The 24968-nt window shown below is 51.0% G+C and carries 24 protein-coding genes; 1 reads left to right on the top strand and 23 read right to left on the bottom strand.

Going from position 1 to position 24968, the window contains the following annotated elements:
* The first annotated feature begins 183 nt into the window (after window positions 1–183).
* Window positions 184–1014 carry an AraC family transcriptional regulator gene (locus DXA55_RS10340; protein WP_022463335.1) on the top strand — a complete coding sequence of 277 codons (831 nt, stop codon included), beginning with the start codon at window positions 184–186 and terminating at the stop codon, window positions 1012–1014.
* A gap of 112 nt (window positions 1015–1126) precedes the next feature.
* Here DXA55_RS10340 and rny read toward each other — a convergent pair whose 3' ends face one another.
* The 23 genes from rny to DXA55_RS10225 form a co-directional block, all read right to left on the bottom strand.
* A complete protein-coding gene (gene rny / locus DXA55_RS10335; protein WP_022463336.1) occupies window positions 1127–2692 on the bottom strand; it encodes a ribonuclease Y in 1566 nt (521 codons plus the stop codon).
* A 148-nt stretch (window positions 2693–2840) separates the two neighbouring features.
* On the bottom strand, window positions 2841–3467 hold the full coding sequence (locus DXA55_RS10330) for a regulatory protein RecX (RefSeq protein ID WP_117760399.1): 627 nt from the start codon (window positions 3465–3467) through the stop codon (window positions 2841–2843).
* Window positions 3468–4535, bottom strand: a complete 1068-nt coding sequence (gene recA / locus DXA55_RS10325; RefSeq protein ID WP_022463338.1) for a recombinase RecA — start codon at window positions 4533–4535, stop codon at window positions 3468–3470.
* Window positions 4536–4808: 273 nt separating this feature from the next.
* Complete coding sequence (glgA, locus tag DXA55_RS10320) at window positions 4809–6251, bottom strand: glycogen synthase GlgA (RefSeq protein WP_117760400.1); 1443 nt, start codon at window positions 6249–6251, stop codon at window positions 4809–4811.
* Window positions 6252–6443: 192 nt separating this feature from the next.
* Window positions 6444–7244: a sporulation transcription factor Spo0A gene (gene spo0A / locus DXA55_RS10315; protein WP_055218233.1), complete on the bottom strand. Its 801-nt coding sequence runs from the start codon at window positions 7242–7244 to the stop codon at window positions 6444–6446.
* A 206-nt stretch (window positions 7245–7450) separates the two neighbouring features.
* A complete protein-coding gene (gene spoIVB / locus DXA55_RS10310; protein ID WP_070103244.1) occupies window positions 7451–8671 on the bottom strand; it encodes a SpoIVB peptidase in 1221 nt (406 codons plus the stop codon).
* 165 nt (window positions 8672–8836) lie between these two features.
* Window positions 8837–10528, bottom strand: coding sequence for a DNA repair protein RecN (gene recN, locus DXA55_RS10305; protein WP_117509106.1), 1692 nt, complete (start codon window positions 10526–10528; stop codon window positions 8837–8839).
* Window positions 10529–10592: 64 nt separating this feature from the next.
* Window positions 10593–11069 (bottom strand): arginine repressor, encoded by a 477-nt coding sequence (gene argR / locus DXA55_RS10300; protein ID WP_022463344.1) that lies wholly within the window; start codon window positions 11067–11069, stop codon window positions 10593–10595.
* Between the two features lie 29 nt (window positions 11070–11098).
* A complete protein-coding gene (locus tag DXA55_RS10295) occupies window positions 11099–11956 on the bottom strand; it encodes an NAD(+)/NADH kinase (RefSeq protein ID WP_022463345.1) in 858 nt (285 codons plus the stop codon).
* A 19-nt stretch (window positions 11957–11975) separates the two neighbouring features.
* A complete protein-coding gene (locus tag DXA55_RS10290) occupies window positions 11976–12785 on the bottom strand; it encodes a TlyA family RNA methyltransferase (RefSeq protein WP_055267045.1) in 810 nt (269 codons plus the stop codon).
* Window positions 12782–14659: a 1-deoxy-D-xylulose-5-phosphate synthase gene (gene dxs / locus DXA55_RS10285; protein ID WP_055267046.1), complete on the bottom strand. Its 1878-nt coding sequence runs from the start codon at window positions 14657–14659 to the stop codon at window positions 12782–12784. The genes DXA55_RS10290 and dxs overlap by 4 nt, the downstream gene beginning before the upstream one ends.
* Window positions 14660–14670: 11 nt before the next feature.
* Entirely contained in the window at window positions 14671–15585 is a 915-nt protein-coding gene (locus DXA55_RS10280; protein WP_070103718.1) for a polyprenyl synthetase family protein, read from the bottom strand.
* Window positions 15563–15808 (bottom strand): exodeoxyribonuclease VII small subunit, encoded by a 246-nt coding sequence (gene xseB, locus DXA55_RS10275; protein WP_226906307.1) that lies wholly within the window; start codon window positions 15806–15808, stop codon window positions 15563–15565. The genes DXA55_RS10280 and xseB overlap by 23 nt, the downstream gene beginning before the upstream one ends.
* A gap of 22 nt (window positions 15809–15830) precedes the next feature.
* Window positions 15831–17057, bottom strand: coding sequence for an exodeoxyribonuclease VII large subunit (gene xseA / locus DXA55_RS10270; RefSeq protein ID WP_117814064.1), 1227 nt, complete (start codon window positions 17055–17057; stop codon window positions 15831–15833).
* Complete coding sequence (gene nusB, locus DXA55_RS10265) at window positions 17047–17484, bottom strand: transcription antitermination factor NusB (RefSeq protein WP_022463351.1); 438 nt, start codon at window positions 17482–17484, stop codon at window positions 17047–17049. The genes xseA and nusB overlap by 11 nt, the downstream gene beginning before the upstream one ends.
* Before the next feature lie 127 nt (window positions 17485–17611).
* The gene (locus DXA55_RS10260; RefSeq protein WP_022463352.1) at window positions 17612–18004 is read right to left on the bottom strand and encodes an Asp23/Gls24 family envelope stress response protein; all 393 of its coding nucleotides are present in this window, start codon (window positions 18002–18004) and stop codon (window positions 17612–17614) included.
* Between the two features lie 70 nt (window positions 18005–18074).
* Window positions 18075–18947, bottom strand: a complete 873-nt coding sequence (sdaAA, locus tag DXA55_RS10255; RefSeq protein ID WP_055267051.1) for an L-serine ammonia-lyase, iron-sulfur-dependent, subunit alpha — start codon at window positions 18945–18947, stop codon at window positions 18075–18077.
* Complete coding sequence (sdaAB, locus tag DXA55_RS10250) at window positions 18937–19620, bottom strand: L-serine ammonia-lyase, iron-sulfur-dependent subunit beta (RefSeq protein WP_055218253.1); 684 nt, start codon at window positions 19618–19620, stop codon at window positions 18937–18939. The genes sdaAA and sdaAB overlap by 11 nt, the downstream gene beginning before the upstream one ends.
* Before the next feature lie 38 nt (window positions 19621–19658).
* The gene (locus DXA55_RS10245; RefSeq protein WP_022462532.1) at window positions 19659–21251 is read right to left on the bottom strand and encodes a peptide chain release factor 3; all 1593 of its coding nucleotides are present in this window, start codon (window positions 21249–21251) and stop codon (window positions 19659–19661) included.
* Between the two features lie 107 nt (window positions 21252–21358).
* Window positions 21359–21877, bottom strand: coding sequence for a DUF4364 family protein (locus DXA55_RS10240; RefSeq protein WP_022462531.1), 519 nt, complete (start codon window positions 21875–21877; stop codon window positions 21359–21361).
* Window positions 21874–22821, bottom strand: coding sequence for a TIGR01212 family radical SAM protein (locus DXA55_RS10235; protein WP_117814062.1), 948 nt, complete (start codon window positions 22819–22821; stop codon window positions 21874–21876). The genes DXA55_RS10240 and DXA55_RS10235 overlap by 4 nt, the downstream gene beginning before the upstream one ends.
* A 14-nt stretch (window positions 22822–22835) precedes the next feature.
* Window positions 22836–24158, bottom strand: coding sequence for a replication-associated recombination protein A (locus tag DXA55_RS10230; protein WP_022462529.1), 1323 nt, complete (start codon window positions 24156–24158; stop codon window positions 22836–22838).
* A gap of 113 nt (window positions 24159–24271) precedes the next feature.
* Window positions 24272–24964 carry a polysaccharide deacetylase family protein gene (locus DXA55_RS10225; RefSeq protein ID WP_117814060.1) on the bottom strand — a complete coding sequence of 231 codons (693 nt, stop codon included), beginning with the start codon at window positions 24962–24964 and terminating at the stop codon, window positions 24272–24274.
* Window positions 24965–24968: the final 4 nt, after the last annotated feature.

The following is a 24968-nucleotide window of genomic DNA, read 5'->3' as shown; positions in this document are numbered from 1 at the left end:
TTGTTCCTCCCAAACTTTGTTTCGTGCTAATGTCTCCATTATCTTCCCTTTTTCGTGTAACTTCTAGTTCCTTTCTTGTCCTTTCTCTGGTTGATATTGATATTTCGCCCAATTTCTGGTACAATATTCTTATCTTTTTTGATTATAATTGACGTATATTTCTATCACATCCTGGAGGTACTTATGGAATCCTGCTTTTACGAAACAATACACGAAACCGATCTGCTGCACGTCCGTTTTGAGCTGCAGGATGCGCCCGCTTTTGTTTTTCCGGCGCACTGGCACGAATATGTGGAAATTCTCTATCTGATCAGGGGACAGTTTTCCGCGATTGTCCAGGCAACGGAGTATCAGTTAAACGAGGGCGATCTGATTATCATCAACTCCGGCGACCTCCATATGACGCGCTCCAACACCTGTACATATCTTCTGCTGCAGATTTCCGCAAGCCAGATGCGCCAATATCTGCCGGACTTTGATACGATGCGTTTCGACACGATCATTCCCTGCTCGGAACAGCCGGCTCCGCTCCGCGCACTGCTCTCGGAGATGAACGAGATCCGGCAGAATCCTTCCGATTCATACCAGCTTCTCTTTACCTCACGACTGTACGAATTTCTGTACCATCTCTGCCGGTCGTATTCCCACCAGATCCCTTCGGCATCCCTCACGGGTTCACAGCGCGATCTGCAGCGCGTGACACACGTTATGAACTGGGTGAAAGTGCATTACCCGGAACCGTTAAGCCTCGAAACAGCCGCGGATTCCCTGGCGCTCTCGAAGGAGTATTTCTGCCGGCTCTTTAAAAAGTATACCGGACAGACCTTTCTCGAATATCTGAACGATGTGCGCACGATGCACCTGTACGAAGATTTACAGAATTCCGACGAAACGATCACGGTACTGATGGAGAAAAACGGGCTGTCGAATTACAAAATTTTTATGCGGACCTTCAAAAAGCTGTATGGCTCTACACCTCAGAAAATGCGCTCGAACCGGATACGGCACGTATAAATTCTTTTGAAACTTACTGTTCTTATACACACTGAAAAGGCTGTGGAACATGATTGCTCATGTCCACAGCCTCTTTTTGATTTCGTTATTAAATTGTTTCGTAGAAAGTCTTTTATTTCGCGTAATCCGTTACACGGCTCTCGCGGATAACATTGACCTTGATCTGTCCCGGGTATTCCAGTTCAGCTTCGATCTGTTTCGAGATATCCCTTGCGAGCAGTACCATTTCAGAATCGGATACCTGCTCAGGAACAACCATGATGCGGACTTCTCTACCAGCCTGAATAGCAAAAGATTTTTCGACACCCTTGAACGAATTCGTGATGTCTTCCAACTGTTTTAATCTGTTGGTATATGTTTCGAGTGTTTCTCTTCTTGCACCCGGTCTTGCTGCGGAAATTGCATCCGCTGCCTGAACGATACATGCAATCAGAGACTGGGGCTCTACATCCCCGTGATGTGATTCTACTGTGTTGATCACAATCTGAGATTCTTTGTACTTTTTGCAGAGATCTGCACCGATCTGAATGTGAGATCCTTCTACCTCATGGTCGATGGATTTACCGATATCATGAAGCAGTCCGGCACGTTTTGCCATGCGGACATCGCATCCTACCTCTCCTGCGAGGAGACCGGAAAGCTGTGCTACCTCGATCGAATGCTTTAATGCATTCTGTCCGTAGCTGGAACGGAATTTCATTCTTCCAAGGAGACGGATCAGCTCCGGATGAAGTCCGTGTACACCGACTTCCAGTGCGGCTGCCTCGCCTTCCTCGCGAATATTCTGTTCTACTTCTTTGCGGGCCTTTTCTACCATCTCTTCGATGCGGGCCGGATGGATTCTTCCGTCTACGATCAGTTTTTCCAGAGCAATTCTTGCCACCTCACGGCGAATCGGATCGAATGAGGAAAGAACGACTGCTTCCGGTGTATCGTCGATGATCAGGTCAACGCCTGTCATGGTTTCGAGTGTACGGATGTTTCGTCCTTCACGGCCGATGATGCGGCCTTTCATTTCATCGCTCGGAAGCTGTACCACGGAGATGGTACTCTCGGATACGTGATCGACAGCACATTTCTGAATAGCTGTTACCACATACTCTTTTGCCTTACGGCCTGCTTCCTCTTTTGCTCTGCTCTCCAGCTCTTTGTAGAGCTTTGCTGTGTCGATTTTTACTTCGTCTTCCACAGATTTTAACAGATACTCTTTTGCTTCCTCGGAGGTAAAACCGGAAATTCTTTCCAGTTCCTGTACTCCTTTTTCGTGTAGACCGTCTACTTCCTTTTCTTTCTTTCTGACGCTTGCCTCTTTTGCTGCAATTTCGTTTTCACGACGCTCCAATACGTCCGCTTTTTTATCTACAGATTCTTCTTTCGATAAAACGCGCTTCTCATATTTCTGCAGTTCCGCTCTGCGCTCTCGGGTCTCTTTTTCTACTTCATTCTTCGTACGAAGAGACTCCTCCTTCGCCTCCAGCAGGGCTTCCCGTTTCTTAGTTTCGGCAGTTTTCAGTGCTTCATCTATGATGTTTCTCGCCTTTTCTTCCGCTGTGCCAATTTTCTCAGCATCCTGCTTGATTTTATTGTCCACAGCAATTTTCCTGGTAACAGGAACCGCAATAAGCAGCGTGACTACTACAGCAATGAATACCAGCAGAATTGTAATACCTGTACCCATTACCGGAGCACCTCCTTATTTAGTTTTCATTGCACATTTACAACACTACAATTTTATACTGTTTTCACAAATTTGTCAATGTTTTAAAAATATTCATGTAATTTATTGCACATAATTTCGCGGCATGTGGCGGAATCGCCGGGAATATTCAGGATTCTTCGTCAGCGGAATCTTGGTATTCTTCCAGTGCCCGACGGATTTCGGAACTGCCGAATCCCTTCCGCGTCAGAAAACCGGCGGCACGGCGGTACTCTTTTTCATCCAGCCGGTGCGGCGTGCCGAGCTTTGCGAAGGCGGCACTTTTTGCAAGTTCATACTCATCGCGGGCATCCTCCTGCTCTTCCAGGACGGATTCCACCAGTTCCCGGTCCACGCCTTTCTGTGCCAGCGCATAGAGGACTGCCTTTTTCCCTTTTTTCGCACCGCTGCCCGCAAGATACTGCTCCACGTATGCGCGGTCGTCGATATAGTGAAAGCTCTCCACGTACGAGACAGCCTCTTCAATGGCTCTCTCGGGATAGCCGTCTTTTCGTAACTTATCTTCCAGCTCTTTTTTCGTCCGCATCTGTCTGAGCAGCAGATACATCGCGCGGTGTTTGGCCCTTTTAGTCAGCACTTCCCCTGCCAGCTTTTCGTAAACCTCATCGGGAAGCTCCTCCTGCTCTTTGATGCGGGAAGCGCGGATTTCCCCGTTATAAAGAACCAGATCCTCTCCGTCATCGAAGAGGATCCGTGATTTCTTTTTATTCAGAGGACGAATCTCTGTCACAAACATTTATTCGTCGTCTCCTTCGGTTTCCGGAACTGCTGCTGTTTCTTCTGTGCCTTCCGGCGCTTCTTCCTTGATCAGGCCGTAAGCCACGCGCACTTTGTGCTCGATCTCATCCATGATTTCCGGATGCTCGCGCAGGTATGCTTTCGCATTTTCGCGTCCCTGGCCGATCTTGTCGCCGCCGTATGCGAACCATGCGCCGCTCTTCTGTACGATGCCGACGGAAGCTGCCAGATCCAGAACGTCTCCTTCTTTGGAGATTCCTTTTCCGAACATGATATCAAATTCTGCCTCGCGGAACGGCGGAGCTACTTTGTTTTTCACGACTTTGATTCTGGTACGGTTTCCGACCATCTCTCCGCCCTGCTTTAAGGCTTCAATTCTTCTGACATCAAGACGGATGGAAGAATAGAATTTCAGTGCACGGCCGCCGGTTGTAGTCTCCGGATTTCCGAACATGACACCGACTTTTTCACGCAGCTGGTTGATAAAGATAACAATACAATTGGATTTGCTGATCGCTGCAGTCAGTTTCCGGAGTGCCTGAGACATCAGACGCGCCTGCAGTCCGACGTGGGAATCTCCCATGTCGCCGTCGATCTCGGCTTTTGGAACGAGGGCTGCAACAGAGTCCACGATGATGATGTCTACCGCACCGGAACGAACCATCGTCTCGGTGATCTCAAGTGCCTGCTCGCCGTTGTCCGGCTGTGAGATATAAAGGTTTTCAATATCAACACCGATGTTTTTGGCATAGGCCGGATCGAGCGCATGCTCTGCATCGATGAAGCCGGCGATTCCGCCGCGTTTCTGTACTTCGGCTACCATGTGGAGCGCTACGGTTGTTTTACCGGAAGACTCCGGTCCATATACCTCGATGATTCTTCCCTTCGGCACACCGCCAAGGCCGAGTGCGATATCCAGGCTTAAAGAGCCGGTCGGGATGGTTTCCACGTTCATGTTTGCTGCGGAATCTCCGAGCTTCATGACAGCTCCTTTTCCGTACTGTTTTTCAATCTGTCCAAGTGCGGCATCGAGTGCACGCAGTTTATCTTCGTTATTATTTCCCATACTGAATATTCTCCTTACCATGCGAACGTTCGTTCGCTTCTGTATACATACTATTACAAATCTGCTTTGTTGTCAACTGTTTTTCTTGTGTCTTTTTTCAGCCCCCAAATCCTCTGCACCGGAGCTGCTTCGAATATATCCTTATGCACAAGTGTAGCATATTCCACTCTCCTGCCGCAACCCAAAAATACTGCAAAAAAATCCCGAAACGGCTTTTCTTTCCTCTTCTGCCATTTCGGGATTTTTTTCTTATTTTTCAGAATGCAGACCAGCTTATCCGATCAGCCAGTTGTACATTTCCTCGTACTGTTTTGCGGAATTCGCCCAGGAGAAATCCTGTGCCATTGCGCGGTCGATCATCTTGTTCCACTCGCGTTTTTTGTCGTAATAGATGCGCTCTGCGTACCGCACGGTACCCATCATCTCATGCGCATTGTAGTTTGTGAAGCTGAATCCAGTTCCTGTTCCCTCGTACTCATTGTACGGCTCTACGGTGTCTTTGAGGCCGCCGGTCTCGCGGACGATCGGAAGGGTTCCGTAGCGGAGGCTCATGAGCTGGGAGAGTCCGCATGGCTCAAACAGGGACGGCATCAGGAAGGCATCGCAGGATGCATAGATCTTGTGTGACATTGCATCGGAATAGTAGATGTTTGCCGAAACCTTCTTGTCGTATTTCCATGCGAAGTGGCGGAACATGTTCTCGTAGCGCTCCTCGCCGGTTCCAAGGATCACAAACTGTACGGCATCCTGGCACATCTCATCCATCATATAGCTGATGAGGTCGAAGCCCTTCTGATCGGTCAGCCGGGATACGATACCGATCATCATCGTCTTCGGATTGACCTCGAGTCCTAACTCCTCCTGCAGTGCCAGTTTATTTTTCACTTTCTCTTTACGGAAGTTCTTTACATTGAAATTCTTTGCAATCTGAGCGTCTGTCTCCGGGTTCCACTCATTGTAGTCGAGTCCGTTTACAATACCGCGCAGATCGTTTGCTCTTGCACACATCAGACCGTCGAGTCCTTCGCCATAGAACGGGGTCTGAATCTCCTGCGCGTATGTATTGCTGACGGTGGTGATCGCATCTGCGTAAACCAGACCGCCCTTCAAGTAGCTGGCATCGTGTTTGAACTCCAGCTTATCCGGTGTGAAGTAGTAGTCGGAAAGGCCGGTAATGCTCTGAATCGTCTTGCGGTCCCAGATGCCCTGGAATTTCAGGTTGTGGATCGTCATGACGGTTTTGATTCCCCGATAGAATTCATCTGCCTGGAAACGCTCGTGCAGGTAAACCGGAACGAGACCGGTCTGCCAGTCGTGGCAGTGGATGAGGTCCGGGCGGAAGCCGATGGTCGGTAAAATGGAAAGCGCTGCTTTGCTGAAGTAAGCAAATTTTTCCAGATCCCACGGCATGCCCGCATATGGAGTGCTTCCTCCGAAATGCTCCTCGTTGTCGATAAAGTAGAATTTGATGCCTTCATATTCCATCTCGAAAATGCCGACATACTGCTGTCTCCAGTTCAGATCCATGTAGAAGTTTGTCACATACCGCATCTGATTTTTAAACTGTTCTTTGATTCCTGCGTATTTTGGAATCACCACGCGCACATCAAAATACTCTTTCGGGAAGTACTTCGGCAGAGAACCTACTACATCCGCCAGACCGCCTGTTTTGATGAACGGTACACACTCTGAAGCCACGAACAAAATATTTTTCATGAAAAGAATCCTCCTGTAATTTCATGCTGATTATCGCATCTTTGTTTTTCTGTAATTCCTTCCTTTTTGTCACGATCCTATGAAACGCGAAAGGATAATCAACGTCCTGTCTGTATTATACCGTACTTTGTCCAGAAAAAAAAGTCTAAACTTCTGTAATTTCTCCGTTTGTTCGGATTTTTTTGTTACTTTTTACTGATTTTTCAGTTCAAGACGTATTTTATCTGCAATTAATGCAATAAATTCAGAATTTGTCGGTTTACCCTTGCGGTTGTTCACGGTATAGCCGAACAGCTCGTCGATTGTATCCATTTTGCCGCGGCTCCAGGCCACTTCAATCGCATGGCGGATGGCACGCTCGACACGACTTGACGTTGTCTGGTGGCGTTTCGCGATGGTCGGATAGAGAATCTTGGTAATGGAATTGAGCATTTCCGTGTCCTCTACGGAAAGCAGAATCGCATCGCGCAGGTACTGGTATCCTTTGATATGGGCAGGAACGCCGATCTCGTGGATCATATTTGTCACATCGATTTCCAGACTGTTTTCCGGCGGACAGATCGGCTCTTTTCCGGGGTTTGTAAAATTTCTTGGATGGTATCTTCTTACTGCTGTCATTCCTTTTGTTGCTTTGATCCGGTTCAGAAGAGTTTCGTTGTCGAACGGTTTTAAGACGTAATAGTAAGCGCCGAGCCGGAACGCATCTTCGGTGATCCTCTCCTCTCCTACGGCGGAGACAACGATAAAGGCAGGTCTTTTTTTCAGATTTTTATCCTCATTGACTTTCTCCATTACAGTCAGACCATCCATCTTCGGCATGAAAATGTCAAGCAGTACGACGTCCGGTTCTTTGTCGCGGATGATACTGTAGATATCATTTCCGTTTCCGGTCTGCCCGATCAGTTCAAGCGTGTCATCCTGTTTTATGACGTTCCCAAGCATTTCCTGCATGCGTTCGTTATCATCCGCGATGGCAATGTTGATCTTTTCCATAAAGCTCTCCTTTGCAAAAACTCATAGTCTTTCCGGAATTTCACTGCATCCGTTTTCTTCTGAACTTTTTCCAATCACACAGACATTATAATTTTATTTTTTCGCATTTTCAATATATTTCCCGTAAATTTTTGAAAATTCGATCGACATTTTCCGTAAAAATTCGGAAGTTTGTAACAATTTCAACCAAATTAACGCATATTTTTTCAGTTCCGTGCAAGCATGTTTTCTGCAAAGACACCGTAGCCTTTTTCTGGATGGTTTACGAAAACATGGGTAATGGCGCCGATCAGCCTTCCGTTCTGGAGCACCGGCGAGCCGGAATTTCCCTGTACGATACCGCCGGTTTTCTGTAGCAGCCGTTGATCGGTAATTTCGAGCACAAAATTTTTGTTCGTATTCTCGCTTCCAAGATCGATTTCCGTAATCTCCGCCTCATACTCTTCTACCGTATTGTCCACGCACATCCGCACGGTGGCCGGGCCCGTCTCGATCTCCTGCCGGTAGGCAATTTCCGTCACGGTAAGCGGCAGTGCACTGCTTTTTTCCCTGTCCAGAACGCCGTGGATACCGTAGATGGTATTCTCCGCCACTGACCCGATACGGTTCTTTTCTTCGTAATGGATCACGCCCTGCAGTTCACCCGGTACACCCGCTTTTCCCGGGATCACAGACAGAATCTGTGTCAGATACAGTTCTCCGCCGTTCAATTGGAGCATTTTTCCGGTATCGACATCACTGATTCCATGGCCGAGCGCTGCAAAGGTTCCGTCCGGTTCCACGAAAGTCAGTGTTCCGATTCCCTGCATATTGTCGCGGACCCAGGCCCCGAGGCGGCAGGTGCCGTCCTGGCTTTTCTGCGGTGTCACCTGCACCTCGATCGTTTCCCCGTCCCGAAGCAGGGAAAGACACACCGGGGAACCGTTTGATACTTTTACTGCATCAATCAGCTCCTGCTTGCTGCGGATGCTCTGTCCGTTTACTTTTGTGATATAGTCGCCTTCCCGCAGAATATTTTCTGACGGACGGCTGACGGTTCCGTCGGACGAACGGATTTCGGCTGTACGGATCACCATCACACCGTCGGTCTCCATATAGATACCGACCGGCGCGCCGCAGACGGCAACTTTCGGCCGTTCTTCCTGGATCACACGGATCTTTTTCAGCGGGATCCCGGCGGCGGAACATTCTACAACCGTTTCTCCCGTTTCTCCGAATTCGGTTTTTTCTGCTTCCTTCGTATCTTCCGAAATCGTCAGAAGCGGATGTTTCGTGAGCGGCTGAAACGGGCTTTCGCTGTTCTCATCCACATACATCGTATCCGGCAGGGATTCGCGCATGGCATCGTAGCCAAGAAGAACGGCGAGGATCAGAAACAGCGCCGCCAGCGCAAGCAGGACTCTTCGGTATTTTTGTTTTCTCGTCATTTGCATTCCCATCCTTTCCGCCGCAGGGCAGAACTGCGGCATTTCTTTTGTTTTCGCGGCGGTTGTCAAGTTCTCGTGCAGGCACGGACTTTGACTCGCCGCCCGCGAAAAAGAGGGAAACCACGCTTTGTTTCGTGATTTCCCTCTTAGTATGCGGACTTCTCTTTATTTGAGTCTTGCAGATTTTTGTACCTGTGCCAATTCCTTCATCTCGCTGGCATTTGCCAGAACAGAATCTGTAATTTTCGCGCCGCCGAGCATTCTTGCCAGTTCTCTGACAGAATCTTCCTCGGATAATGGATGGATCGATGTGACGGTCTCGTTTTCTTCGACGTTTTTTTCGATTTCAAAATGAGAATCTGCCATCGCTGCGATCTGCGGCAGATGGGTGATGCAGATGACCTGATGGCGCTGCCCGATCTGTGCCATTTTTTCGGAAACTTTCTGCGCCGTCCTTCCGCTGATTCCGGTGTCGATTTCATCGAAAATCAGGGTTTCTGTCTCGTCGCGGTCGGCAAGAATCGTCTTGATTGCAAGCATGATTCGCGACAGTTCACCGCCGGAAACAACTTTCGCCAGCGGACGGATCGCTTCGCCCGGGTTTGTGGAGATTAAGAACTCCACAGCATCGGTTCCGTTTTCGGTGTAGCTTTTTGTCTTTTCAAATGAAATTTCAAATGCGACATGCAGGAAATTCAGGTCGCGCAGACCTTCGATAATCTGTGTTTCGAGCCGTTTTGCATAGTTTCTGCGGATTTTGGACAGATTATGTGCGGCCGCATCCAGTTTCTGCTCCGTTTTCTGTAACTGCTCCTGCAGTGCGGCGCGGCAGCTCTCAAAATTTTCCAGTTTTTCCAGTTTTTTCTGCTGTTCTTCGCGGTATGCGGCGATCTCTTCCATCGTCTTTCCATACTTTGCTTTCAGGCGGTTGATCTCATCGAGCCGCTTTTCCGTCTCGTAATACTCTTCTTCGGAAAAGGTCAGTTCGGAAAGATATGCGGAAATTTCGCGGTTGAAATCATTCAGCAGTCCGTCAATATCGGAAAGGGTCTGCGACGGACCGGAAAGTGCATCGTCGTACACCGCGGCCTGCTGCAGCTCCCGGATTGCGCGGCCGACCTGCTCCCCGGCGCTGTTCTCTGCACCGTAGCCGGTGATCGCATATACCGTCTGCAGAGATTCCGCGATCTTTTTCGCATGGCCCATTTTCCGGTACGCAGTTTCCAACGCTTCGTCCTCGCCCTCTTTTAGCTCTGCCTGATCAATCTCGTTGATTTCAAACGTAAGAAATGCTGCCTCCCGCTTTCTTGCCTCCTCGTCGAGTTCGTACGCCGAGAGCTCCTTTCGGACATTCTTCCACTCCTGGTACAGCGCCCGGACCTCTCCTTTTGCCGTGGCCGCCTCGGTTCCCGCAAACGCGTCAAGAATCGCGATCTGCCGGTCCGGATAGAGCAGCGACTGGTGCTCATGCTGGCCGTGGATGTCGAGCAGCAGGGACGCAAGAGCTTTTACCTGCGAGATATTGCATGCCTCGCCATTGATGCGGCAGACGCTGCGGGATCCGGTGATCTTTCTGGAAATAATCACCTGACCCTCCTCCGCCTCGAGATCCATCTCTTTTAACAGCTCCAGCACATGCGGATTTTCGGTTTCAAAGACCAGTTCCACCAGCGCGCTTGTCTCTCCCGTCCGGATCATCTCGCGGGATATCTTCTTTCCAAGCGCCGCGTTGATCGAACCGATCAGGATGGATTTTCCGGCTCCGGTTTCTCCGGTCAGTATATTCAGGCCCGGACCGAACTCCACTTCCGCTTCGTCGATCAGGGCCAGATTTTTTACGTGTAAGTTTGTGAGCATTCTTTTCCTCCGGTGTCACACCTGCTGTCATCTTTTTGTCTCTTTTTGCAGAGACGTGCGTTCTTTAGAACTCTTCGCCCGTCTCCTCCATGCCGTCCACCATTTTTTTCAGTCGTTCTGCTGCCACAAGCGCCGCATCATCGTCTCTTGCCACGCAGAGAATCGTATCGTCTCCGCCGATGCAGCCGACAATTTCATTCCAGTTCATCTCATCGAAAGCCGCTGCCGCCGCCATCGCCATTCCAGACACGGTTTTGATGACCAGAATATTCTTGGCAAGATCAACGGAAATATACGCGTCTTTTAACACGCGCGCATAGCGGCTCCCAACCTCGGACGGTGCGTTCTGCAGAACCGCATAGCGGCTTCCGCCGTTCTCTTTTGGTACTTTTGTGAGCTTCAGCTGGCGGATATCCCTCGAAATCGTCGCCTGCGTTACGGCAAAGCCGCTCTCCTCCAGCTTCTTTGCCAGCTCCTCCTGTGTTTCAATGTCATATTGGTTAATTAATTTGATAATCTGTGCATGTCTCGCGATTTTCATTTCAAGCATCCTTCCCCAGTAACTATATCTTAAATGTTTGCCATTTTCTTTCTTAATGTCTCCAGAAAACTGATGTTGCTGATCTTCACAATCAGAGTATCCCGTCTGGCCTTTTTGATCACGATCCGGTCGCCGGTTTTCATCGGAACGCGGGTGTCGCCGTCAAAATATGCCATGCCCTGTTCAATGCCGCCGTCTCTCGAAGGCCCGAGCTCCACCTCGATCACATCCTCTGCCGGAAAGACAATGCTTCTCGTATTCAGGGTGTGCGGGGCAAGCGGTGTCATCAGCATCAGGCTGGCTGACGGTGAGATGATCGGGCCGCCCGCGGAGAGGCTGTAGCCGGTCGAACCGGTCGGCGTTGCGATGATAATGCCGTCGGCGCTGTAGGAATTTAAAAACTCCCCGTTGACGTAATTGTCGAACCGGACGACACGCAGGTTTCCCTCACGGGTGATCGTAATGTCGTTGAGTGCCGCGTCCTCCGCAATCAGCTTTCCGTCCCGGTAAATCGATCCGCAGAGCATCATGCGGTGCTCAATCGTATACTCATCTGCCATCAGATGATCCAGCGCCGGATAAAGCGTGTCACGGTCGATTTCCGCAAGATAGCCGAGCGTTCCCAGATTGATGCCGAGCAGTGGAATCTGTAAATCCACCACGTCGCCTGCTGCCTGCAGAAGCGTGCCGTCACCACCGAGCACCAGAATGCCGTCGATATCTGACGGAACCTTCGCCGGATCCGTATAATGGTATTTTTCCCCTTTTTCGCTGTTATCGCAGAGAAGACACGTTTTTCCGCGCTCCTCCAGATATTGCCTGATCTGGTCTGTCACGGTAAGGTCCGGGTCTTTTGCTCTGTTTGTGATCAGGTAAAATCGCTCCATATCATGCTCCTTAACCCTTTTATTTATCCAGTGTATCGTGTGCGCTCTTTACAACGGCGTCTACATCGACATTGGTCTCTTCCTCTGTCACGCCGTCCGGCAGCCGGACAAGGTGAACGAGATACTCGATATTTCCCTCCGGTCCTTTGATCGGAGAAAATTCCAGATGGCGCACGCCGAAGGAAATGCTTTTCGCATAGGAAATGACCATCTCAATGACTTCTTTGTGTACAGCCGGATCACGGACAACACCTTTTTTGCCGACTTTTTCGCGTCCTGCCTCAAACTGCGGCTTGATCAGAGCTGCAATTTCGCCGTTCTCTTCCATCAGATTTCGGACCGGAAGCAGCACCTTGGTCAGGGAGATAAACGATACGTCGATCGATACGAAGGACGGTCTCTCCTCGATATCCTCCGTCACGACGTAACGGATGTTCGTGCGCTCCATGCAGACAACGCGCGGATCGTTCCGCAGCTTCCAGTCGAGCTGACCGTGGCCGACATCCACGGAATATACCTTGACGGCGCCGTTCTGCAGCATACAGTCGGTAAAGCCGCCGGTGGATGCTCCGACATCCATGCAGACCTTTCCATCCAGGGTAAGGTCAAAGTTTTTCATTGCTTTCTCTAATTTTAAGCCGCCGCGGCTCACATACGGCAGTGGTTTTCCTTTTAAGACAATCTCCACTTCTTCCGGGAACATGGAACCGGCTTTGTCCTCCCGCTCATTGTCCACCAGAACTTCTCCTGCCATAATCATGGCTTTCGCTTTTTCCCGCGATGTGGCAAGGCCCCGTTCTACCAGTAATACATCTAATCGTTTTTTCATCTTTCTTCCTGCCCCTGTTTTCTGTAGTATTCCTCAATTCTGCCGCAGATATCTTCTGGCGTAAAGCCGACCTGTTTCATCTGGTATGATACACTTCCGTGCGGAATAAAGCGGTCCGGCAGTGCAATGATCTCCACGCCGAACGGAAGGTCTTCTTCCTCGGCAAAAGCAAGGACGCGCTCTCCAAAGCCGCCGTCTTTTACATTTTCCTCGAGTGTTACGACAAGCTCATACGTATCGGCAAAGCTTCGAAGAAGTTCTTCATCGATTGGTTTGACGAACCGCGCATTCACAAGCGCCGCATCCATATCCATCCGCTCTTTTAACTGTTTCTGCACTTCTTCTGCCATTTTTACCATACTGCCGACGGCAAGAAGTGCAACACGGCTTCCCTCATGGATCACTTCTGATTTTCCGAGGCAGATGGGCGCACGGAACTCTTTTAATCCCGTATACGCTTCCCCTCTCGGGTAGCGCACCGCGATCGGGCCGTCGTAATCGACCGCAAATTTGATCATATCCGAAAGCTCCCAGAGGTTCTTCGGTGCAAGAATTGTCATATTCGGCATCGAACCCAGATAGGAAAGGTCGAAAATGCCGTGGTGTGTCTCCCCGTCGTAGCCCACAAGACCGGCGCGGTCAATCGCAAAGACGACATGGAGATTCTGCATACAGACGTCATGCATGATCTGATCGTACGCCCGCTGCAGGAATGAAGAATAAATCGCAACGACAGGCGTAATGCCGCCGAGTGACAGTGCCGCTGCAAATGTCACCGCGTGCTCTTCTGCGATTCCCACATCGAAACAGCGGTCCGGGAACATGTTGGAGAAGCGTTTCAGTCCGACACCGGTCATCATCGCCGCCGTGACTGCCGCAACATCCTTTCTTCGATCTCCCATTTTCCGCATGACCGTGGAAAAGACATCCGTGTACGTCGGATTGGATTTTCCAACCGGCAATCCTGTTTTCACATCGAACGGACCCGCACCGTGGAATCTTGCCGGGTGGCGCATCGCCGGCTCATAGCCGCGGCCCTTCTGTGTCAGGACATGCACCAGAATCGGTCCTTCAAACCGTTTTGCTTCCTGGAAGGTCTTGATCAGCTGCGGAATGTTGTGGCCGTCCACCGGACCTAAATACGTAAGTCCCATATCCTCAAACAGCATGCCCGGAATGATGATCTGTTTGATGCTGCTTTTCGTCTTCCGCATCGCATCCACCATGCCAGGTCCGATGCCCGGAATGCGGTTCAATGCCTTTGTGACGTCCATCTTGAAACCCGTGTACGCCGATGCCGTCCGAAGGCCGGACAGGTACGATGACATACCGCCGACATTCTCGGTGATCGACATTTCGTTGTCATTTAAAACGATAATAAAATTCGATTTCAGGCTGGCCGCATTGTTCAGCGCCTCGTACGCCATGCCGCCGGTCAGCGCACCATCTCCGATGATCGAAACAACGGAATAATTTTCTTTTTTCAGTTCCCGTGCACGCACATAGCCGACGCCTGCGGAAATCGAGGTCGAGCTGTGGCCGGTGTCGAATACATCGCAGTCACTCTCGCTCCGCTTCGGGAATCCGCTGATGCCGCCTTCCCGGCGCAGCGTTTCAAACCCGTCTTTCCGCCCAGTCAGAATCTTGTGCGTGTAGGACTGGTGTCCCACATCCCAGATCAGCTTGTCTTTTGGAAGATCGAAGACGCGGTGCATTGCAATCGTCAGTTCCACGACACCAAGATTGGACGCCAGATGGCCGCCGGTTTTACTCAAAGACTCGATAATAAATTCCCGGATTTCCTCTGCAAGCGCCGGAAGCTGGTCCGCCGGAATCTTCTTGATATCGTTTGGTTTCTGTATTTTTTCTAACATGAAATCATCCCTTACTTTTTTCTGGAAGTCAGAGATTCAAACAGCTCTTCCAGAAATATTTTATCTCTCGGACAGGACAGATTTTTCAGTTCGTCCACGGCCTCTTTCGTGAGCCGTTTTACCTCCTGCTCCGCCCCGTCTGTGCCAAACAGCGTCACATACGTTGTTTTTTCATTCTTTTCATCGCTGAAAACCGGCTTTCCAAGCTCCTCCATCGTGGATGTGACATCCAGGATGTCGTCCCGGATCTGGAACGCGATTCCGACTTTGGAGGCAATCCGGCAGAGCGCGTCAAGATCATCGTCGTTTGCTCCTGCAAGTGCCGCACCTGCCATCATGGCAGCCTCTAAAAGCGCCGAAGTCTTGTTCTCGTAAATGTAGTCCAGCATCTCACGGTCGATGGCGAAATGGCCGGCTTTTTCATTCATCACGTCAACACTCTGACCGCCCAACATGCCGGAAATTCCGGTTTTCTGACAGAGAATGCCTAAAGCACGCACTACGCGGTCGGTGTGCTCCTCCAGTGGAAAGGCTTTCCAGGCTGTCTCGTATGCATAGTTTAAAAGGGCGTCTCCTGCCAGCACGCCGACGGCCTCCCCGAAGACGACATGGGTCGTTTTTCTGCCGCGGCGGTAATCATCGTTGTCGATCGCAGGGAGATCATCGTGGATCAGGGAATGGGTGTGAATCATCTCCATGGCTGCCATAAATGGTTTTACAGCCTCCCCGGTTCCGCCGAACAGACGGAAACTCTCCTGCAAAAGCAGCGGACGAAGCCTCTTTCCGCCCGCTGTCATACTGTAATTCATGGCTTTTGCCAGTTCCTTTGCAAAGCCTTCCTCTTTCGGCAGGTAAGCGGCAATGATACTTTCCGCTTCCCGCGTTTTTTCTTCGAGTACCGCTTTAAAATTCTCTGAATGTTCCATCCTCATTCATCTGGAGCATTTTTTTCTCGACGCGGTCAATTTTCTGACTGCATTCGTTCAAAAGCTCCATTCCCTCCTTGTATAAACGAAAGGAGTCTTCCAGGCTGACATCGCTGCTCTCCAGCGTTTCGAGCATCTGATCCAGTTTTCCAAATGCTGCTTCCAGTGTCTCACCGGAAGGGGTTCCTTCTTCTTTTCTCTCTTCTGCTTCCATATTTCCCATGTTTTCTCGATTCTCTGCTTTTTCACGATTGTTCCATCCAGGATACGGCCGATGTCTTCTCTGCGCGCGCTGTGATCTTTCCGTCTGATACACAGATTTCGAGCAGATCACCTTCTTTGACATCCTGCACCGAAGTGATGGCTTTTCCTTCTTTTTCCACGTAGGAATAGCCCTGGTTCAGCTTGTCCAGCGGGGACAGACCCTTCATCGCCTGAATGTAAAGGGCAAGGCGGTGGCGCGCTTCTTTGAGCTTTTCTTCCATCGCATCTGTATACCGACGCTCCAGCTCGGCGTGGCGTGCTCTCTGGTCACGGATCTTATTTTCCGGTCCGAGATACTTCCACTTTGTCTCGTACTGCAGAAGGCGGCTTCTCGCTCTCTGCGTCTGGTTTGCCATCGCATGGTTCATGCGGCTTTTATAATTTTCCAGTGTGTTGAGTACCGCGCGGACATCAGCGACCGCCAGCTCCGCCGCTGCGGACGGAGTCGGGGCGCGCAGATCTGCCACGAAATCGATGATCGTTGTGTCGGTCTCATGGCCGATGGCGGAGATCACCGGGGTATGGCAGGAAAAAACGGCACGCGCTACTTTTTCCTCATTGAACGCCCAAAGATCCTCGATCGAACCGCCTCCGCGGCCCACGATCAGCACATCCAGATTCAGTGCGTCCAGACGGCGGATGCCCTCCACGATGCTGTCCGCCGCTCCCTCTCCCTGCACCAGGGCCGGGTAGAGGATGATCTGGACAAAGGGATTCCGGCGGAGTGCAATGTTTTTGATATCCTGCACAGCAGCTCCCGTCGGTGCTGTGACAACGCCGATTTTCTTTACATACGCAGGAATCGGTTGCTTGTACTCCGGGGCAAACATGCCCATCTCTTCCAGTTCTGCTTTTAGGGCCAGATACTTTTCGTATAAAAGGCCGGCGCCCTCTTTTGTGATCTCTTTTGCATAGATCTGATACTTTCCGTCCCGCTCATAGACGCTGATGCTGCCGCCGACAATCACGTTATCGCCGTCCCGCATCGGGAAGGCAAGGCCGCGCCGCGAACCGGCGAACATGACACAGGAAATGGTTCCTTCCGCATCTTTTAAGGAAAAATAGATGTGGCCGGACGGATGGTATTTACAGTTGCTTACTTCTCCGCTGACGTAAATCCGGCGGAGCATATAGTCCTGGTCAAAGATGTTTTTGATGTATGAATTGACCTGGCCTACGGTGTAAACATTCTGATTTTTATTTCTCATCTTCTTCTCTTGCCAGTTTTCCAAGAATACCGTTGATAAAGGACGGAGACTGGTCTCTGCCGAAACGTTTTGCCAGCTCAACGGCCTCGTTGATGGCTACACCGACCGGAACGTCCTCGTCGAATTTCATCTCGTAAACGGCAAGACGCAGGATCGCCAGGTCTACTTTTCCCATACGGGTCGTTTTCCAGCCCTCGGAAGTACGGTTCAGCATCTCGTCGATTTCCGGGATGTGCTCGGTCACATGATGGTATTTCTCTTCCATATAGGTCTGATCTTTTTCGCTTACGGTTACTTCTTCATCCTCGTCGTTGTCGTCAGAGTACGTAAAGTAAAGAGACATCTGCTGCGGCATCTCCTCTTTCTCCTGGAACTCTGCGGTATAGAGAAGTTTAAAAATATTTTCGCGAAGTTTGCTTCTGTTCATTGTCTGTTTTAATTCCTTCCTGTATAGTTAATTAACTATTTTTCTTCCATTTCATCTGGCTCTGAATAGTTAACAAGAACCGCGGGGTTGTAAGGGGTCGCCTTATTCCCTCGCGGTTCGTTGTTTTTTATTTCGTCTGTTCCATATTCACGCCTGCAATGGCTACATTGACATCGGAAACTTCCAGGCCTGTCATATTCTCGATCGCTGTTTTTACTTTTTCCTGTACGTTTTTGCAGGTTGCCGGAATCTCGTATCCATATTTGAGATTGAGGGCAAGATCCACGCAGACAACGCCGTCGAGTACATCAACTTTGACACCCTTGGAAAGATTTTTCATGCCAAGCTTGCTGACTAATTCGTTGGTAATATTTCCGGCCATGGAGGCTACCCCGTCCACTTCCGTTGCCGCAAGTCCTGCGATAATAGCTACCACCTCGTCTGCAATCTGCACGGTTCCGATTCCTTCGTCATCATATATCGTATAAGTGTTTCTTTTCTGAATTTTTGCCTCTGCCATCTTAAAGAACCTCCTCCTTGGCTGACTTTCCTTTATTATACCAAAAGTTTTCCGAAAATAAAAGTTTTTTTTATTCTTCTTCCTGTGCCGCGCACCACTCGCGTGCTGCCGGCGTGTTGGCAAGGCCGCCCTGGCCGGTTTCGCGCAGACTCGGATGCATCTGGTCGCCGACTTCCCGCATCGCATCGATCACCTGATCCGGCGGAATGCGGCTTATGATTCCCGCAAGTGCCATGTCCGCCGCAGAAAGTGCATTCACGGAACCGATCACATTCCGCTTGACGCACGGGACCTCGACAAGACCGCCGACCGGGTCACACACGAGACCGAGCAGGTTCTTTAATGCCATCGCTGCCGCATGCGTGATCTGGGGCGGAGTGCCGCCGCCAAGTGCGGTCAGTGCGCCTGCCGCCATCGCGCTTGCTGTTCCGATTTCGGCCTGGCAGCCGCCGGAAGCGCCCGCAATGTAGGCCCGCGCCGCAACGACCTGGCCGATACCGGCTGCCGTGTAGAGCGCACGCACGATCTGCTCATCCGCTGTCCCCTTCTCTTTCTGGTAATTCACGAGCACAGCCGGAAGCACACCGCACGCTCCTGCGGTCGGTGCTGCAACGATCCGCTTCATGCAGGCGTTTGACTCACCCATCGCAAGTGCAGATGCCATAACTTTTCCGACAAACGGTCCGCAGAGCGTGTTCCCGCTCTCGACATACGCGCGCATCGTCTTTCCGGCGCCGCCCACAAGACCGCTTCTCGACTGCAGCGAACCGTCGTAATTCCGTTCAGCGCCTTTCATGGCTTCCCACATGCCGCGCATCGTCTCAATGGACTCTTCGCGGCTTACATTTCTCTCATTCATATCGTCCAGAAGGATGACTTCATCAAACGGCAGGTCTTTTTCCTGGCACTCTCGGACAATTTCTTCCAGTGAATTATAAGACATCGTCCTCTTCTCCTTCCGTTACGTTGATGTATGTTACCTTTACAATGCCCTCAAGATGCTCCAGCCATTCCAGCGACTCTTTGGGAAGCGGCTGATCCATCTCCACGACCATGACGGCCGATCCGCCTCTCTTGTCGCGGTAGAGGGACATATTCGCAATGTTGACTGACTTATGTGCCAGCATCGACGTAACCTCGGCCACGTGCCCCGGCTGGTCCAGATTGTGGACGATCAGGGTCGGAATCTCGCAGCTGCAGTTGACATCCAGCCCGTCGAGGCGGTTGATCATGATACGGCCGCCGCCAAGGGAGCACGCCTGCACCTCGAGCGTCCGGCCGCTCTTTCCCTTTACTTCCAGAACGACGCTGTTCGGATGGGCACTCGTCAGATTGGCGATGCCGAATGAATAGGAAAGACCCATCTTCCGGGCAATTTCAAAGCTGTCCGGAATCCGCTCGTCATCCGGCCGCATGCCGAGAAGACCCGCGACGAGACCGCGGTCCGTTCCATGGCCCTTTCCCGTTGCGGCAAAGGAACCGTACATCAGTATTTTTGCTTCCACCGGCTGTTCCCCGAGAAGTTTCTGCGTCATCCATCCAATCCGCACTGCCCCCGCTGTGTGCGAACTCGACGGACCGACCATCACAGGGCCCAGAATATCGAATAAGTTCATTCCTTCTCCTTTTTAAGCGGCATCCCGCTCTTTTGTTCTTAGTTTTTGCTGAATTCGGTCAGCACAAGGTCTTTGTTTCGATCCTGTACCATGCCGACACTCCACGGATTGACAAAGAGAAGCAGCGGATTTCCCTTGAGGTCCATGACCTTCTTCATATCGGATGTACCCTGAATACGGTCCAGGTTGATCTCCTCTTTGTTTGCGATCCAGCGGATGTGCTCATACGGCAGGTTCTCCAGACGGATATCCACGTTGTACTCGTTCTCCAGACGGTATTTTAAAACGTCAAACTGCAGGACGCCGACAACGCCGACGATGATCTCCTCCATGCCGCCTTTGTACTCCTGGAAAATCTGGATCGCACCTTCCTGTGCAATCTGGGAAATTCCCTTGACGAACTGTTTTCTCTTCATCGTATCGAGCTGGCGCACTCTTGCAAAATGCTCCGGCGCGAAGGTCGGAATTCCCTCGTATGCGAATTTTTTGCCCGGCATACAGATCGTATCTCCGATAGAGAAGATGCCCGGGTCAAATACACCGATGATATCGCCGGCGTATGCTTCATCAACAATATGACGGTCACTCGCCATCATCTGCTGCGGCTGGGAAAGACGCATTTTCTTTCCTCCCTGCACATGGAAGACTTCCATTCCGGCGTCGAATTTGCCGGAGCAGATGCGCATGAATGCGATACGGTCACGGTGTGCTTTGTTCATGTTTGCCTGGATTTTAAAGACAAACGCAGAGAAATCCTCTTTGACCGGATCGATCACGCCGCAGTCTGCCGTACGCGGAAGCGGCGGCATCGTCATCGTGAGGAAGTGCTGCAGGAAAGTCTCCACACCAAAGTTGGTGAGCGCAGATCCGAAGAATACCGGGGAGAGCTCTCCCTTGCTGACAAGCTCCTGGTCAAACTCTGCACTTGCGCCGTCGAGCAGCTCGATCTCATCCATGAGCTGTTCTTTCTGGTCCTCATCGACCACATCGAGAAGATGCGGATCGTCGATATCGATTTCTTCCTCGATACCTTCCTTTGTTCCCTTCATTGTATCGGAGAAGGTAAGGACTTTCTTTTTGTCACGGTCGTAAACACCGCGGAATTTCTTTCCGGAACCGATCGGCCAGTTGATCGGGCAGGTTGCAATGCCGAGCTCTTTTTCGATCTCGTCGAGCAGCTCGAAGGTATCGTTCGCATCGCGGTCCATCTTGTTGATGAAGGTAAAGATCGGGATGTGGCGCATGACACAGACTTTAAACAGCTTTCTGGTCTGTGCCTCGACACCCTTCGATGCATCAATAACCATGACGGCGGAATCGGCTGCCATCAGGGTACGGTACGTATCCTCCGAGAAGTCCTGGTGTCCCGGGGTATCCAGAATGTTGATGCAGTAGCCGTCGTAATTGAACTGCAGAACGGAAGAGGTAACGGAAATACCACGCTCTTTCTCGATCTCCATCCAGTCGGATACGGCATGGCGCGCAGTCGCTTTTCCTTTTACGGAACCGGCGAGATTGATCGCTCCTCCGTACAGCAGGAATTTCTCAGTCAGTGTGGTTTTACCGGCATCCGGGTGGGAAATGATGGCAAAGGTACGCCGTCTTTCAATTTCTTTTGTATAATCAGGCACGGTTTTATCTCCTTTAGAATATAAAATCTTATTTACTATGTTTTCCATGTTTATGCTTTTTAGACATACTAATTTATTCTATTATATGCCACCATTCCTGTCAATCGTTATCTTGACAGTTCATTCATAATCGAAGCATAAATCTTCTGACTCCGGTTTTCCCAGTTGCTGCAGATCTTTTTGGCCGCCTCCTCGGACGGAACCGTCACGACAATCTCAAAAATAGTCGTCTTCCGCTCTCTTGCCTGACAGCGGACCTCGTAGTCATCTCCCGCGGTCTTGTAGTAATCGGCCACAACGGACGCTTTTTTCCGCAGTTCATAGGAGTGTTCCTTCATATAGCGGTCGATTTCCTCCCGGATTTCCGGAGAGATCTCGTTTTCGAAGAAGGAAAGCGTCTTGCTGCCCTCCTCAGTCATGTGGTAGTACGAGGTGTTGCGCACCTTCTCGATCTCGATCAGCTTTGTATCCTGCAGCTCGCTTAACGCCTCCTGGAGATGAAAGTAGTTCGTGTACTCTTTTTCCAGGATAAAATCCGAAATCTGTGTATTTGACAGCGGAAAATTCACATTCTGCAGCATGTAGAGAATAATCAGTTTGTATAACGTAAAGGATGATTCAATCACGGTGTGTTTCCTCCTTTTTCTTCGTCCAGAAGCTGTCCCTGATACGCATGTTCTTCTTTCATGCGATGATGCAGCTCATTTAAGACGGTGCGTTTTGCCTGGCTCCATGTTGGTGCAATCAGAAGATCCCCGGGGCCGTCTCCCGTCACACGGTGGATCACAAGATCGGGACGGAGGCGCCGCAGGCAGTCGATGACAAGGGTAAGATACGCCTCCTGCTCCAGCACCTCAAATTTTCCGGCCGCGTAGTCCGCCGCAAGATCCGTGTTTTTCAGCACATGAAGCAGCTGAAGCTTGATGCCGGAAATGGAAAGTCCATTCAGGTAATCCATTGTTGCAAAGACTTCTTCCTGTCCCTCCCCCGGCAGACCGAGGATCGTGTGGACAACCACGGGAATCCCCCGCCTGTGCAGCTCGTTTACTGCCTGTTCAAAACAGGAAAGCGGATAGCCCCTTCGGATATACTGTGCCGTTTTTTCATGCATCGTCTGCAGTCCCAGCTCCACCCAGACCGGTTTGATCCGGTTCAGCTCTTCTAACAGAGAAAGAACCTCTTCCCCTAAGCAGTCCGGTCTCGTTCCGATCGAAAGGACCACGACCTCCTCGTCCGAAATTGCCTCCCGGAAAATTTTTTCCAGATATTCCACCGGCGCGTACGTGTTCGTATACGCCTGGAAATAGGCGATGAACTTATGCACCGGCCGCTTTTGCTGCAGGAGAAATTTCTGCTCCCGGATCTGTTCCGGGATGGATTTGTTTCTGTCCCCGGCAAAATCACCGGAGCCGCCCGCACTGCAGAAAATGCAGCCCCGGTCACCGCAGGTGCCGTCCCGGTTCGGACACGTCATCCCGCCGTCGAGCGAGAGCTTGTACACTTTTTCCCCGAACGTCTTTTTCAGATAGGCGTCCAGCGAATAATACGGCTTTCCAAGCCAGTCTGTCATGATTTCTTCCCCTTTTATTCGATGTCTTTTCCAATTTTTTTGAAGTTTTCCCGGATCTTCTGCTCATAGCCGTTCGTTCCAAGATGAAGGAAACGGCTTCCTAAGATCTCGTCCGGCAGATACTGCTGCTCGACGTAGTGATTCGGGTAATCATGTGCATACTGATAGCCTTGACCGTGGCCGAGTTTGGCAGAACCTTTGTAATGGGCGTCCTGCAGATGCGGCGGAACCGACGTCCGCACACTTCCGACCGTCTTCATCGCCGCAAAGACTGCCTCGCACGAAGAATTACTCTTCGGTGCACAGGCAACATACGTGGCTGCCTCCGCCAGAATAATCTGCGCCTCCGGCATGCCGACGCGTTCCACGGCAAGGGACGCGGAAACTGCTACATTTAAGGCATTCGGATCGGCAAGGCCGACATCCTCCGCCGCGCAGATCATGATGCGGCGGGCGATAAACTTGATATCCTCCCCGGCATACAGCATTTTGGCCAGATAAAAGACCGCCGCATCCGGGTCAGAACCACGCATGCTCTTGATAAATGCAGAGATCGTATCGTAATGCTGATCGCCCGTCTTGTCGTACCGCACGACGCGCTTCTGGATGCACTCCGATGCCGTTTCGAGATCGATATGGATTTTTCCGTCCGCCTGACGTTCCGTCGAGAGGACGCCCAGCTCGATTGCATTTAAGGCCGCTCTCGCGTCACCGCCTGCGATGTCGGCGAGGAACTCTTTTGCATCCGCATCGAGCACAACGTTGTACGTCCCGAGCCCCTTTACCGGGTCCGTCACCGCGCGCTCCAGCAGTTTTTCGATGTCCTCTTTTTCGAGCGGCTTTAATTCAAAGATAATGGAACGCGAAATCAGCGCCCCGTTGACCTCGAAATACGGGTTTTCCGTCGTCGCGCCAATCAGAACGAGTGTGCCGTCCTCCACAAACGGAAGCAGATAATCCTGTTGTCCCTTGTTGAAGCGGTGGATCTCGTCGACAAAAAGAATCGTCTTTTTGCCGTACATGCCGATCCGCTGCTGCGCTTCTTTTACGACTTCTTCCATATCCTTTTTGCCGGCTGTCGTGGCATTCAGCTGGGTAAACTCTGCGCTTGTCGTGTTGGCGATGACGCGGGCAAGCGTCGTTTTTCCCGTTCCCGGAGGGCCGTAGAAAATGACGGAGCCGAGTTTATCCGCCTTGATCGCACGGTACAACAGCTTTCCAGGGCCGATGATGTGCTCCTGTCCAACCACCTCGTCCAGCGTTGTCGGGCGCATGCGCGATGCGAGGGGGGACTCTTTTTCCATTGTGGTTTCTTTCATATAATCAAACAAATCCATGTATTTTTCACCCCATTTTTCTTCCTGCCTTTTATCTTATCACATTTTGGCGGGTATCCTCAACCCCTTAATCTCGGATTCTCCGCAACTATGTTCGATGGAATCCGCGGAAGCTATTCTTCAATCAGCTCACGCACCGTCACAAACGTGTATCCCTCTTCTTTTAATTCTTTTAAGATCCGCCGCAGCGCTTCCACCGTCGCGCGGTAGCCGTCATGCATGAGAATAATGCTGCCATCCTTCACATTCGGAAGCACCGCGCTGCAGATCGACGCGGTGTTCTGGCTCTCCCAGTCGCGGGAATCCACATCCCAGAGTACCGGGATCATCGTCACTGCAAGGTCCAGCCCCTCTCTCCATTCCCCGAACGGCGGACGGATATAGACGGGATATTCCCCTGTGATCTCGTAGATTGCATTGCTTGTTTTCACGACCTCCTCCCTCGCTTCCTCTTCTGATACTTTCGTAAGCTGAACATGATGAAACGTATGATTTCCGATCAGATGGCCTTCCGCATGCATCCGGCGGACGATTTCTTCGTTTCCGGCAAGACACTGCCCCTGCAGAAAAAACGTTGCCGGAATTTCATTTTCTTTTAAAATTTCAAGCACCTCCGGCGTATAGCACGCATTCGGCCCGTCATCAAATGTCAGCGCCGCACGGCGGGGCACACTTTTTTCTACTTCCGCCGCTGTCTCTTTCGCGCCTTCTCTTTCACACCGTGCCAGCTCTGCAAACAGAATAGCCGCCATTATCACAGCCAGAAGCGGCAGAGGAACGTGCCGCACTTTTCGGAATCTCCGCATGGTC

Origin of the sequence: Blautia sp. OF03-13 (assembly GCF_003460685.1) — a bacterium.
Taxonomy (GTDB): domain Bacteria; phylum Bacillota; class Clostridia; order Lachnospirales; family Lachnospiraceae; genus Fusicatenibacter; species Fusicatenibacter saccharivorans.
This window is presented reverse-complemented; position numbering and strand designations above follow the sequence as displayed.